The sequence below is a fragment of the Tunturiibacter psychrotolerans genome, assembly GCF_051013365.1.
Classification (GTDB): Bacteria; Acidobacteriota; Terriglobia; order Terriglobales; family Acidobacteriaceae; genus Edaphobacter; species Edaphobacter psychrotolerans_A.
On sequence record NZ_CP132941.1, the window covers coordinates 1 to 13,101 of the forward strand.

Annotated in this window: 15 protein-coding genes; 4 read left to right on the plus strand and 11 right to left on the minus strand. The window is 54.9% G+C overall.

From position 1 onward, the window contains the following. Positions 1–316 precede the first annotated feature (316 nt). The 7 genes from RBB76_RS00005 to RBB76_RS00035 form a co-directional block, all read right to left on the minus strand. Positions 317–583, minus strand: a complete 267-nt coding sequence (locus RBB76_RS00005; protein WP_429634231.1) for a phospholipase D-like domain-containing protein — start codon at positions 581–583, stop codon at positions 317–319. A gap of 761 nt (positions 584–1,344) precedes the next feature. After that, complete coding sequence (locus tag RBB76_RS00010; protein ID WP_429634233.1) at positions 1,345–1,512, minus strand: hypothetical protein; 168 nt, start codon at positions 1,510–1,512, stop codon at positions 1,345–1,347. 183 nt (positions 1,513–1,695) lie between these two features. Continuing rightward, positions 1,696–2,550: a transposase gene (locus tag RBB76_RS00015; protein ID WP_433963489.1), complete on the minus strand. Its 855-nt coding sequence runs from the start codon at positions 2,548–2,550 to the stop codon at positions 1,696–1,698. Continuing rightward, positions 2,547–3,020 carry an IS110 family transposase gene (locus RBB76_RS00020; RefSeq protein WP_433963490.1) on the minus strand — a complete coding sequence of 158 codons (474 nt, stop codon included), beginning with the start codon at positions 3,018–3,020 and terminating at the stop codon, positions 2,547–2,549. The genes RBB76_RS00015 and RBB76_RS00020 overlap by 4 nt, the downstream gene beginning before the upstream one ends. A 104-nt stretch (positions 3,021–3,124) precedes the next feature. Beyond that, positions 3,125–3,547, minus strand: coding sequence for a hypothetical protein (locus RBB76_RS00025; protein WP_429634906.1), 423 nt, complete (start codon positions 3,545–3,547; stop codon positions 3,125–3,127). An 86-nt stretch (positions 3,548–3,633) separates the two neighbouring features. Beyond that, positions 3,634–4,260, minus strand: a complete 627-nt coding sequence (locus tag RBB76_RS00030) for an NAD-dependent dehydratase (RefSeq protein ID WP_429634907.1) — start codon at positions 4,258–4,260, stop codon at positions 3,634–3,636. 15 nt (positions 4,261–4,275) lie between these two features. Continuing rightward, entirely contained in the window at positions 4,276–5,076 is an 801-nt protein-coding gene (locus tag RBB76_RS00035) for an SDR family oxidoreductase (RefSeq protein WP_429634908.1), read from the minus strand. Positions 5,077–5,192: 116 nt separating this feature from the next. Here RBB76_RS00035 and RBB76_RS00040 point away from each other — a divergent pair, with 116 nt between their 5' ends. Beyond that, positions 5,193–5,837, plus strand: a complete 645-nt coding sequence (locus RBB76_RS00040; RefSeq protein ID WP_429634909.1) for a TetR/AcrR family transcriptional regulator — start codon at positions 5,193–5,195, stop codon at positions 5,835–5,837. Between the two features lie 790 nt (positions 5,838–6,627). Here RBB76_RS00040 and RBB76_RS00045 read toward each other — a convergent pair. Next, positions 6,628–7,077: an RES family NAD+ phosphorylase gene (locus RBB76_RS00045; RefSeq protein WP_429634910.1), complete on the minus strand. Its 450-nt coding sequence runs from the start codon at positions 7,075–7,077 to the stop codon at positions 6,628–6,630. Then, complete coding sequence (locus RBB76_RS00050) at positions 7,077–7,508, minus strand: antitoxin Xre/MbcA/ParS toxin-binding domain-containing protein (protein ID WP_429634911.1); 432 nt, start codon at positions 7,506–7,508, stop codon at positions 7,077–7,079. Before RBB76_RS00050 ends, RBB76_RS00045 begins: the two co-directional genes overlap by 1 nt. Positions 7,509–7,892: 384 nt before the next feature. Between RBB76_RS00050 and hflX the strand changes: the two genes are divergently transcribed. Beyond that, positions 7,893–9,410: a GTPase HflX gene (hflX, locus tag RBB76_RS00055; protein WP_429634912.1), complete on the plus strand. Its 1,518-nt coding sequence runs from the start codon at positions 7,893–7,895 to the stop codon at positions 9,408–9,410. Positions 9,411–10,380: 970 nt separating this feature from the next. Here hflX and RBB76_RS00060 read toward each other — a convergent pair. Together RBB76_RS00060 and RBB76_RS00065 are read right to left on the minus strand one after the other, a co-directional pair. Beyond that, positions 10,381–11,010: a hypothetical protein gene (locus tag RBB76_RS00060; RefSeq protein WP_429634913.1), complete on the minus strand. Its 630-nt coding sequence runs from the start codon at positions 11,008–11,010 to the stop codon at positions 10,381–10,383. 47 nt (positions 11,011–11,057) lie between these two features. Further along, complete coding sequence (locus tag RBB76_RS00065) at positions 11,058–11,174, minus strand: hypothetical protein (RefSeq protein WP_429634916.1); 117 nt, start codon at positions 11,172–11,174, stop codon at positions 11,058–11,060. Between RBB76_RS00065 and RBB76_RS00070 the strand changes: the two genes are divergently transcribed. Both RBB76_RS00070 and RBB76_RS00075 read left to right on the plus strand, forming a co-directional pair. Further along, complete coding sequence (locus tag RBB76_RS00070; protein WP_429634914.1) at positions 11,124–11,912, plus strand: integrase core domain-containing protein; 789 nt, start codon at positions 11,124–11,126, stop codon at positions 11,910–11,912. The genes RBB76_RS00065 and RBB76_RS00070 overlap by 51 nt on opposite strands. A 204-nt stretch (positions 11,913–12,116) precedes the next feature. Further along, entirely contained in the window at positions 12,117–12,881 is a 765-nt protein-coding gene (locus tag RBB76_RS00075; protein ID WP_433963491.1) for a haloacid dehalogenase type II, read from the plus strand. Positions 12,882–13,101 lie beyond the last annotated feature (220 nt).

A 13,101-nucleotide genomic window follows, 5' to 3' on the forward strand; every position in this document is an offset into this window, starting at 1 on the left:
GCGTAAGATATGCATTCCGTGAGGGAATGATGGGAATCCAGATTTCGATTTGACCTGAACTAGCTTCGCATCCCTCTGCACATAGATCCACCGGGCAGCTTAACCAGGCGACAGTCGAAAAGCTGACAATCTGCCCCTCCCTGTATGACCTAAATCCCCTGCAATCAGGCCGTTCAGAAGAAATAGTAAAGTGCGAAGCTAGCAGAGCCTTGGATACTGAAGTCAATTTTGCGAACGCGATGGGAGGAAGTTTGTCGATCGCTCCCACATTGCTGAAAATCGGGACTCAAACAGTTTTGCCAGTCTCGGATCTGATTCATAGTGCACATCCGTCGATGACGTAGCTTTTGAAGTGCATTAGGTCTTGCGAGGATTTGACTCTAACTTCAACGCCACCGGCAATTAGAATCTCCGTCGTCGAAGATCCGCGTTGTCTTTCCTGCTCATACTCTCTCCAGTCACGATAGACTCGCACCCGCACACCATGTCGTGAGAGCCGAACCAATTCTTCAGCCAACGGACGGTCCGTGAAACTATACATCGCGATATCGACCGAGGCCGTCGCTGAATTGAGGGTGTCCATTTCGCTTCTTTCCAGGTTAGACTCTGGTGAATAAAGCGCGACGGCTTGGATTTTGTCCCCACACCTAAGCGGGCCGTCTTGTCCTTTGGCCGCCAGGCGTGTAACGACCGGGAAAAAGACTATCAAAGCGGTTGCCCGCGTAATGATACGGAAAGAGAACATGCTTGTGAGTCTACTAGTAGGGCCCTTTCGCGGAGATCAATTCGTTCGAGTCATTCTTTGCCAAGTTCAATTCGGGAAGCTCCACCAACTTCTGGTTTTCGTCTCCTCGGACGAAGCCACAAGCGACAAGATCGAGTACGAAGCACGACGCCAGCCGTGTATGAACCCGGAACGCTCGGACCGCAGAAATTGATTATGCAGATTTTAGGGACCCCGATCAAGGGTCGACTTAATGTCGCACCCTCTTCGTCGGAGAACCAGATAATTTCTCTCTCGTTTCATCACACAGATACGTTGACAGCAGAGCCAGATGCCTGACCAGTATTCAGAAGAAAGCTGCTCAAATCCTGCAGGGCACTACTGGTGTCTCCAGAGTTGAGAGCGGTACCCAATTGCTGAAGCAACTTCGATAGCGGATTGGAGGATTGAGAGCCTGAGGCACTCTCCGTTGAAGAATTTGAGGGCTGCGACGATGCCGAAAATGTGTCGGCCTTGAGATCAGCCTCCACTTTGGTCAGTGCGGCTTTGGCAGCGTTCACATCGCCCGAGCCCAAGGATTTGAGCAGCGTTGCCAGATCGTTTGCGAACGGATCGGTTGATTAGCCGCCACTCGAGCTGGGGTCCGATGCCGCAGCGCTACCTTGAGGTGATGAAGCCAGGACAGTGGAGTTGGCCGCATTGGCTGTCACGCTGTTATTGATCTGGGCAAGTTCGTTGAAGAGTGAATTCTGAGCGACGTTAAGCGCGGGCAACGCAGACAAACTCATGATGTCCGTTCGGGGTTGGGTCTGCGGACCGTCCGCAGAGGCTCTCCCGTGTATGTCGGCAACCGAAGACAGAAGTTCAGCGAAAATTGAACCGTCTGAGATCACTTCCGAAAATGGTCTTGAGACCATATGTTCTCTCGGTCACTTCCTACAAGCCGAGTTTCTATGAGCAGGTCACTGGTGTCAAGGTTCGTTCTTTGCTCTTTCCTTCATAGGTCTTTTGCTTTTGTTATTGTTCTTGGTTTCGTTGCTCTCCACCGTGTTTCTATTCGCACTCTGGATGAGCTGTCTTGATGCAAGCTCGGTGCAGGTTGGGGTTCGAGAGGAGAGTCGATGCTGCCATTTATCGGTCGGCCTCGAAGGCCGAAGTCGGCTCGCAGTCATCGGAACACGGTGTCGTCGCAACGGGTAAACATGTTGATCTCTCAGGCTGCTTGTTCGTAGAACGGCATGTACGGCTCTTGGGTGCTCCAGAGGTGATGAAGCAACACGGCCAACTTGCGCGACGGCAACGATGGCCTTGCTCTTGGCCTGCTTGCCACCTCGAGCAGCTAAGTGCAGACCCCACTGTCGAAGCGCAGAATCTCGTCCGTGCGGTCGGAGGATGTGGTTGGAGCACTCGATCAGCAGACTTCGGAGGTATGCGTTACAGGCATGGGTGATGCCAAGTTGAGGATCATGGTCTCCGGACTGACTTCGACGAGGTCGTAGGCCAAGATAGCAACCGACATCGCGACTTCGCCCAAACCGTTCCTTGCTGCCGAGCGTCAGCACGAAGGTCAGGGCGGTGAGGTGGCCGACGCCGTGAACCTTCAGCAGAGCTTGCGTCTCCGGATACTCGGTCTGGCCGAGTTGCTGGATCTGCCGATCGTACTGCTTGATCTTCAGCGTCATGTCCGCGATCTGCTGGAGCACCGGGCCGAGCGCCTGTGCCAGTCCAGGCGGCATAACGGCGAGGCTGCGCTGAGCAAAGCAGGTTGTGGCGGAGGCCGGCATACGATAGCCGCAGGACTTCGTCAGACCACGAACGGCGTTCACCGCAGCGTACGCAGTCGCACCAGCAGAGCTCGCGCACGAACCAGAGTGAGAGCCTCTTGCTGCTGGACGGTGCGGTGGGCGATAGGCCGGAGGATGTTCGGATCAAGCCGAGCATAACGCGCCAGCTTCTCAGCATCGACCTGATCGCTCTTCCGGTCGCTGTGCGAGATCGCCCGCAACTCGCGGACGTTCGCCACGATGACTTCGTGTCCTAGTTCCTGCAGCTGTGCGCTGATCCAGATCGAGTGTGTCCCAGCCTCCATCGCGACCCGCGCTGGAGCCACGTCGGTGAACCACTTCTCGATCGCCTTCGGAGTGGTCCTGAAGCGGCCACGGTCGACCACTCCTCCGTCCTGGTTGAGGGTGCAGTAATGGCTCCAGACATCGCCAAGATCAATGCCGATCGTCATCTCAACCTTGGCTTGCCTGCGTGGAACTTCAGCGATGAGGTGCTGCCCTGGCTTCTTCATGGGAATAGTCTCTCTCCGTTTCGAAAGACCTGCTCATCCCATTTATCGGGGACCGATCATGTGCGCGGCAATCGACGCGGCAACGTTGCAGAGTTCTATTTGGTCTAGTGCGTCCCAATATAAGTGGCAGCTAAGACCGCGAGGATAATAGAAAGCGACGAGGAGACAAGCTCCTCGCCCGTCGCATATGGATAGTCTTTCCCAGCTGTGACGTATTTGTTTCTACCGTCTCTACTCCAAAGGCGGTAATGCGCTGCCATGGTGAACGGATGGAAGGCAATCAGTACATAACCGGCTCCCAGGACCACTCGCGAGAGCCAGAAATATGAGTCTGTCGCGATCGGCACCACAATCAGACAAATGACTGTCGCCAGCAGGCTCATGATATTGAGCACGTCCGGTATTGGTATCCAAGTCGCCCTCCCGCTGTCGCCGAGGTTGATCTCTCGATTCACCCGCCATCCGAATGCGGCAAACTGTAGCGCGATCAGCGGTGGAGCAAGTCTGTAGAGAGTGTCTGGGGTCATAGCGGCGCCTGCATTTGTCATAAAAAGTGAGAACCTCAACAAAAGATTAGAGAAGCCGTCCACATCGCGTCTTCATCGTCGACGCGTTAGACGAGGCTCTCGGCATAACGAAAATGGCGGCCTGGCTCGGCCGTCGTGACAGCACTCAAGACTGCCGCCGCGATTGCGGGCGCGGGATTGACGTGAAACTTCTTTGGGAGAATCGGGGCAAGGACGCTCATCAATCGCAGTGCAGCGCCTTCACTGAACCGCGGTTCGTCCCGCTCTCCGCCGATGAGGCTCGGTCGAACGATGGTGAGTGATCTGAATCCCACGAGCTCGATGTCTCGCTCTATCTCGCCTTTGATTCTTGGATAGAACACCGCAGAGCCGACAGAGGCAACGCTCGCCGACACGAGGACAAAAGTCTCCACTTCATATTCATGTGCAGATCGCGCGAATGCCAAGGGCAGCACATAGTCTACTTCGCGAAATGCCTCTTTGGAACCAGCCTTTCCGATCGTCGTTCCCAGCGCGCAGACGACGCCGTCAACTCCCTGGGTTACGCCAAGCAGTGACCCCAGGCGATCGGAGACAGGATTGATGAGTTTTGGATGCGGCGCCAATTGTTGGCGCGTGGGCGCGACTACGCCTGTGATGGCAGAATGCGCAAGAGCTTGCGCCAATACATTCTTCCCCACTAGACCCGTGGCACCTAATAACAGTATCTTCATCGTCGAACTTTCTTTCTATTTCACCATTGCTTTTACCAGCAACCGTCGCCATGCAGCATCCGGAAGGAATCGATTCATCCAGAAAAATGGCCCGGGCTTGGCGAGATAACGTAGCCGATTGTTCGAATCATTCGCAGCACGGTAAATAACCTTCGCCACTTCTTCTGGCTTGGCCCCTGCGGAATTTCCTTTTGCGAATACAGCCAGGAATTTATTCATGCTTGCCCGGTACGGGTCACTCACGGCTATCTGCTTGCTGCCCTTGCCGAATTCGGTAGCGATGCTGCCGGGTTCGACCATCTTGACGCGGATACGGAACGGATCCAACTCGTAGCGCATCGATTCGCTAAGACCTTCCACTGCGAACTTTGTCGCGACGTACGTCGAGGCATACGGAAGGGCAAAACGGCCCACAATCGAAGAGACATTGATGATCAGGCCTTCACCCGCTTGACGCATGGCTGGAAGAATTTGTTGCGTAACGCCAATCAAGCCGAATAGATTGGTCGCGAATTGCTGCTGGATTTGCTGATCTGCCAGCGCTTCGATCGGCCCGAACAAGCCGTAGCCTGCGTTGTTGAGCAGCACATCGATCTTCTGGTAACGGGTCATCGTGTCGGCTATCGCTTGTGCAATCGAATCTGCATCCGTCACATCCAGCGCGAAGAGACTGATCCGCGGATGTTGAAGCACGGGATCGGCCTTGCTCGGGTCGCGCATGGTCGCCGCCACATTCCAGCCTCTTTGGGCGAAGTAAAGCGCGGTTGCCCGTCCAATACCGCTGGACGTACCCGTGATCAAAATTGTCTTTGCCATAAAACTCCTCGCGTTGGTTGCTTGATTCGTACATGAATTCGCAGCGCGGGCACCCGGCTATCGTATTCTATGTAGTATAGACATACCGTATGGTATTTCGGTTGCAAATAGTTTTCGTGCGTTATTCTGAAATCGTGCCTAAAGCGATCAAGCAGAGATTGACCCGCCAGGAGAGCCGGCTCGAAACCAGAACAAAGCTTCTGGATTCAGCAGCACAACTGTTTGCAAGAGGCGGTTATGAGGGCGCATCCGTCGATTTGATCGCGGAGAGCGCAGGCTACTCCAAGGGAGCGTTCTACTCCAATTTTGAGAGCAAGGAAGCTATCTTCCTGGAGCTTCTCGACACCCATAAGCGGCGCGAGATTGATACGTTGGCGCAGCTTCTTGCGCAGGACGTCCCTACGTCCGAACTTGTCTCACTGATCCGCAACTCTGAAAGTAGTCGTGTCTCTGATTTTGACTTCGGTTTACTTTCAGCTGAGTTTCAGTTGCAAGCCTGCCGAGATAAAACGTTCGCGAAGACTTATGCCAAGCTGCACCGCACTCATGTGGACACCATGGCTGGATTGATTGCCAAGCTGTTCGCTAAGCTTGATCGGAATCCTCCATCCGAGCCAGAGGATCTTGCCGACATCATTATGGCCTTGACCACGGGTCTCTCTTTACAAAGAACGAGTGTGCAAGGACCTCTGCGCAATGGGTTCCTTACTGCGGCGATTCTTTTGGTTCTTGGCCTCGAACCTATCGAAGGCGATAAGTAACGAGAAACGCGCATATCGGACGCGTCGGATCGGTCAATTGATCTCATCATCGTTTACTCTGACCGTTCGGCAAAGGCCGAGTACATTGTTCCACCGAACCGCGATTGCCGCGTTGCCAGTTTCTCTACACGCGTCACGCCTGTCTCGCCGAAGGGTTCGAAGAGCCTCTCGAAGCTGACAGGATATGGAACCCAAGGGCTCGGCCTGGATCGCTCGTATTCCACAATCAGGAAACGATCCGTGATCGATAGGAGCCTTGTCAGGAACAGGTGTTGGTTCTGAATGAAGTGAAGGGAGTTCGCCAATAAAATCCCGCTCACGGAGGGAAGGCGGAGGCTAGAGCTCCGAAGATCTCCCAACACTTTACGAATAGCGACTCCGCGATACTGATCCGGAATTGCTTTGAGCGCCTCCTGGTCAAGATCGACTGCATGGATTGTGCTGCCGGAAGCTAACGACTTGCGCTAGCGCGATTGTGAACGTTCCGCTGCCACAACCGAGATCGCACCAAGACTGGGGTCGCGTCCATTCAATCATCGGAGTCCGGATGAGGGCTGTTGCCTCGCTGATCTTCACTCTTTGAACTTTACTGTTAGCTGACGAAGCCGACATTGGTACTAGCCCCGGTCTCCGGTGAGTGCATTGGCGATTTTGCCCTCGTCGAGAAGCGGAGGGTGGGCTGAAGACCGCCTCCGAAGGGGAAAGGGCGTAAATTGTGTGCTGAGCTGTCGGTTTCAGGAGAGCTTTCTGGCAAAGCGTCGCGCGCAAAATGTGGATTGTAGTAACGAGGTTAGCGGAAGAGTCGCGAATCATAAGGATGCTTCTCGCCGCGAGCGATGACAACTTGTTTTGCCTGAGCGTGGCGGGGATTGAGGACCCAGTTCCAAGTCTCTGGCGTAATTGCGGAAGGAACTTTCAGTAAAGCGGTTTCACCCCGTGCCAGCCAATCATCGCCTATCCTGCGAGTCTCGGTTTCATTGCTTCTCCAACCGGGCGACAGCGATGATGGATCAACCGATTCGGACGCGATGCCATCGTCCGCTTCTACTTTCAACAGTTGATAGGTGTCAGGACGATCTTCTTCATCCGCCTCAAGATGGACGAAAACTTCGAGCAGCGCCGACGATGGATTTTCCGCCAGGTAGACAACCGGCCGCCCTGCGGTGTGCCATCGCGCTGAGGCTTCCATCGCGCCGATCCCCAACAGGTCGGCATAGTTGCTGATTCTCCACAGAACCATCAGGCAAACATGCCTTCATCCACCTGGATCAGCATCTGTTCAACCAGCCGTGCCCCCGCTTCGGTCTGGAGCATCTTCATAGGAGTTTCGCCCTCAAACCGTTTCTTCGGCTTTCGCATCCATGCGAGCGCCTTATCCCGGTTGGCGAAAACTCGTTCGGCAAGCGCAAGTACCCTAGCCGCTCGTAGTGCCTTGTCCGATTCATCGGCGGAGAGCATCTCATCCTGCCCTTTATTGAGGCGTTCTTTACGATGACGGAAAGTGCGAAGAGGAATCACAATATAGTGAAACTCATCCTTTGTGAGGCCATGAGAGAGCAAGACCGCCTGGGTATTCAGGGGCAATCCTCTACGAACGATTTGAGCAAGATCGAAGTCACTCTTGGGCTCTGCACCGAGCCACTCTGCGATCACCGCCACCTGAACAGCCATAAAAGATCTCCTATGCCATTATGCCACAAACTAGTCGGCAAAACGGCAATATCATTCCAACGATCCAATCGTCCCATGATGGCCGCGAGAACCACTGCGACGTAGAGTGGTGGATCCTTCTAGATACCTGAACAGTGATTGAGGATTTCGATGCAGCGTTCGCGACTCTGTTCAGCATCCACACCACTAAACAGAGGAATTCGTCGCACCTAAAATGGAACCGTTACTTTCAGATTTGATGCCCTCTCAGAGACGCTCGTTATGCAGTTCATGATGATAAGCGTTCGAGAAGGGAAGATGCGGTAGCTGTGAGCCCAATGATGCTGGTCATTCAGTATCATCAGGGATAATCGATCGGAAACTCAGCCCTGAATTGAGACAAATTTGAACAGTAAGAAGTCGTCGCTTGAAGCCGCTTCGGATCAAGCGCAATCACGCCGGAATCGCGGAAAGACAGTCCGTCAAAGTCTCGTCGAAGCAAGTAAGGCTCAAGACGAAGCGCTTCTTGCCCGCGAGCTTCGCACCTCACAGACTCAACAGGAAGTTGCGGTGCTTGTCGTGGTCGAGTTCACCGGAGAACTCCGCAAGCGCAAGCAGCTTACCGCAGCCGCCCGACTAGCCCGCTCCGCAGCCGCCGTTGTCGTCGGAGAAGAAAATCTCCCGAACTATACGGCCTCGACCCTAAACTTCGATGCCAACCGTGCAGAGTTTGAAGAACTCGCGCGATCCGCCGGTGCGACCATCGCCGCGATCCTAGTCCAGAGGCGTCAAAAACCCGATCCATCCAGCCTCGTCGGCCGGGGCAAGCTCGATGAAATTGTTAGCGCTGTGGCAAGCACCAATGCGTCACTTGTCCTCTTCGATCACGATCTCACCCCCTCACAGCTCCGCAATATCGAGGCCCGGCTTCCCTGCCATGTCATCGACCGTTCGCAGCTCATACTGGATATCTTCGCCCGCCATGCCAAAACCAGTGAAGGCCAGCTCCAGGTAGAACTCGCACAGCTTGAGTACCAGCTACCTCGTCTTACCGGCCGCGGTCGGGCTATGTCGCAACTTGGTGGCGGTATCGGAACCCGCGGCCCAGGTGAAACCCAGCTTGAAACCGATCGCCGCAAAATCAACCTGCGCCTCGACCACATCAAGACCCAGCTCGACGCCGTCCGCCGCATCCGCCATCAGCAACGGCAACGACGTGAGGCCGTCCCCGTGCCTGTGGTCGCCCTCGTGGGCTACACCAACGCCGGCAAGAGTACTCTCTTCAATGCGCTTACCGAGGCCGGCGTACTCGAGTCGGCCCGAATGTTCGCCACCCTCGATCCTAAACTCCGTCAGCTGCGACTCCCTTCCCGCCGCAAGATCCTTCTCTCCGATACGGTTGGATTCATCCGCAACCTTCCCCATGCACTCGTTACGAGCTTTCGTGCCACGCTTGAGGAAGTCGAGAGGGCTGAGGTTCTTCTCCACGTCCAGGACGCCGCCAGCCCCATCCGGGAAGAGCAGAAAGCTCAGGTTGAAAGAGTCCTGAACGAGCTAGCCGTTTCAACTAAGCCGGTCGTCCACGTTTTAAATAAGGCAGATCTCGTCCCGGCCCAGGAACTCGTCCACCTCTCGAACGATCCCGAGGCGATTCTTGTCTCCTCGCTTCTGCACACTGGCCTTGAACAACTCCTGAATGCCATCGATGCCGCGCTTGTGGTCGACGCGCTCGTCGAGACCAGCTTTCGGCTCCCGCAATCTGAAGGCACTATCCTTGCCTCGCTCGAAGCCGGAGCGATCATCGATGAGAAGCGTTTCGAAGGAAACCTCGTCTTTCTCCGAGCTCGCGGGCCAGCATCCCTACTTGACCGGTACCGTCGTTTCCACATGAAACCTCCTCTTTCTAACGGGAGGGTATCGTGAACGCAGGCGGCGATGGGTGTCGTCTACTCAATGGCGGTCGGGGAGTAGGACCACATCCCAAAAAGAGTTTGCCGCAGCTACTAAGATCATGAGTCATGGCCAATTGAAGCGCCCAATGATCCGGACTTTATGAGGCAGAGCTATTTTGTAAGTGCGGCGTGCTTTCCTTTCCACTTCGAAGGCGAATCAGGCAAATACTTTTCCTCGTCGCCAAGAGATTAAGACTCAATCACTTCCCTTCCCAGTGTATGACCTACCTACGTCCCCCTCAGACATGCCAACTCCCCGTTGGCGTCGCGCTAATCTTCGTCATTCCCGTTTGGAATAGCAATGCTCCAAAAGCTGATTGTACTTACTCTCTTCTCGCCCATAGCGTGACACCAGAACTTGAGAGTGTTCGCGATTTGAGGCACGCATGCTTCCCTGCATTTATTTCCACCAATTGGTCGAGATCCGGTTTATGTCTTCAGTTGCGCGCCATCGCCATATGGAAAGCGATCTATGAATCCACCCGTCCCGCGGAGCCACACGCTCTCTGCGGTTGAACGGGAGGCCCTGGTGACAATTCGAGTTCTGCGCGACGCAGCGCATCGCCCTCAAAACAGCTCCGCGAGCCTCGAATTGACTGTGGTGATTCACAATTTGATTGTCACGTATCACGGACATGTTGAACTTCGCCTTCACGTCCTGGCTCGAGAACTAGGTACCACGATGCGGGTGATTGAAAGAAAGTTCGAAGCGAGATATGGCATGACCATGCACGAGTTACTCGACACGCTCTCGTACTATGACAATTCTGAGCCGCATTGGGATGAAAAGACCTATTTCTCAATCACTGAAATGCATCGGGGTAAGACGGGGACGCACATCGACAGTTCGGCTTTCCGATGGACATTTGAACTCCCCGACGCAACCGAGAGTACCGACTGCTTTCCGGGGGTTCACGCGCGGTGTATTGGAGAAGGAAGAGCTACTGGAAAAGCAGATCGGACCAGTCGGTCACCAACTGACTCTTCTGGTCATGCAGCTTAGACAGTTCCAACTGTTTCGCTTCCAGCTGATGCTGCAACTCAGCCGTTCTTGAAAGCTGATCCTCAGTCGTCTTACCGGAAGGAGACGCCTTGTTAGCGGATGGACCATCGGCTTGCGCAAGGTTAATTGCTACCGGCGATGTGGAAACAGAGGAGGCCGCGGTATGGGATTGACGAACACCGATCCGATATCCGACGTACGCCGACGCTATGAGGAAAAGCGCTGCAATAGGATGGATCCAGTGCGAAGATCCCTTTCGAACGGGTGATGCCGGTGCCACGCCTATGTCCGTTGTGATGTTCTCTCGATCGAGCGCGGTCATCAGCGATGCCTCGGCTTTATCGATTGACCAATTTGCCGATAGAAAACCTTCGTCGTCTTCGCCTATCAGGTCTGATGCCAACGCTGGGATAGCGGACACGAGGACGTGCTCATACTCTGCTTTGAGCTTCGTACAGCTGGCGCAATGAGACAGATGCTCCTTGAGTTGCTTCCACTCGTCCTCACTCAGAATTCCTGAAGTCGAGAGGGCGCACAACTCGATGAAGTATTCATGGGAGTGATTCACCGGCGCTGCCTCTGCTTCTTGGTTGCAACCATTTTCCACGATTCTGCTCACTTTGACCGCAATTTTCTCGCGAAAGCCGGCATCCGCAGCTTTTCAAGCCCGCGGTAGTAGTGGTGCCGAACCTTCCCCATGGACTGCTCAAGACGCTCTGCAACTTCTTCCAGAGTAAATCCCTCGAAAAAATGCAATTGGATCGTCGCCAGATGATCGGGCGACAGCAACTCCCGGATCCGTTCACCATCACGGACGCGCATAGCCGCTATTTGATTCGCTGCCAGATCGTCTCGCGCATGGATCTAAGCCAGGTCCGGGCGATCTGCGAAGCAGCGATGCGGGAGTATGGGATGCCAGCGCGAATCAGAACAGACAACGGCGCACCGTTTGCGGGCACCGGGCTCTTGGGGCTGTCGAGGCTCTCGCTCGGATGGATGAAGCTCGGGATCGTGCACGAGCGCATTCAAGCGGGTCGGCCGCAACAAAACGGCCGCCACGAGCGGATGCATCGCACTTTGGAGGAGGACACGACCAAACCACCTGCGGCATCCCTTCGAACACAGCAGAGCCGCTTTGATAACTTCCGCTACGTATTCAACAACGAGCGCCCGCATGAGGGGCTAAACAACCAAGTTCCCGCAAGTCTTTACATCCCCAGCGCGATACGACTGCCGCGCAAGTTGCTGGAGTTCACGTACCCGAAGGGGCTCCAGTTTCGACGAGTCAACAATAGCGGGGACTTTAGCTGGCACAAGAACAGAATCTTCATCAGCGAAGTATTCCGCTTCGAAGAGTTGGGAGTCGAGTTGATCACACCGGGGCTTTATAGAGTCTTCTTTCGAAATATGGAGATACGAGAACATAATTCCGAAGAGCTTCGTTTCAGAGCTGCGCGTAGAGTAGTCTGAGCCTGCCAATGAGTGCATTGGGCTGTTGTCACCAAATGAGGCCCAACTTCCGGTTAATCCGTGACTCGGAAACAATCGGCTAGTTGCTGCGCAACCTTCGGATCTTTAACTCCGCCACCGAGTCCTTCGCGAATCGACGCCGTTGGCGGCAGGCTCGCCTTCCGGCGGTGGTGTTCGTCCAAGATTGCGGGAGTCAGAACGACATTGAACCGACGAGATTTTGTAAGTTTAGTTGGAGCAGGAGCGGCGACGGCAGCGCTCTACGCAGAACCTGTGATAGCAGCGGTGCCCGGGGCCAAGATCAAGGCAATTGCATTCGATGGGTTGGCAGTTTTCGATGTGCGGCCTGTCGCGGCGCTGGCCGAGCGAGTCTTTCCTGGACGCGGGGAAGAGATGAGTGCCCTATGGCGAACGCGGCAATTTGAGTACACATGGCTGCGGACCGTGGGGCGGCAATATGTTGACTTCTGCGAGGTGACAGTGGAGGCGCTAGTCTTTTCCTGCAGGTCTTTGAAGCTGGAGCTGACGAAGCCAGACAGCGACCGGCTGATGCAAAGTTACCTTGAGCTGAAGGCGTGGCCGGATGCACTGGTGGCGCTGAAGGGTTTGAAGGCCAGCGGAATGCGGATGGCCTTCCTCTCGAACTTTACTGCAGCGATGCTGGATCAGGCTGTGAAGAACTCCGGCCTTGAGGGGATTTTTGAAGATCACTTGAGTACTGATCGGGTGAGAGTGTTCAAGCCTGATCCTCGGGCCTACGGAATGGCGATGGGCGCCTTTGCGTTGAGGAAAGAAGAGATCGCTTTTGCTGCGTTTGGGGGCTGGGATGCGGTGGGCGCAAAGTGGTTCGGCTATCCTACCTTCTGGGTGAATCGCGCACATGTTGCGGCAGAAGAGCTCGGGGCGGTTCCGGATGGAGCGGGTAAGGACTTGAATGATCTGGCAACATTTGTGCAGGCCAGGCATTAGGTGCAGTTGGACCACCGGACTGATTTCGCCTCAGACCACGCAGTTCCAGTACCGCAGAGAGGATAATTGGGTTTCATCCTGGATCGTCGGCGATCCGGAAGTTACCGGCCATTTTCTCGATTGATGCAAAATCACCGAGGCGCGTTTCCAGGGTTGAAGGTGCCGACTCTGTGGAAACGCGCTTTGGCCTGTTGGCACCAGTTGACTGGCAGCCAATTCG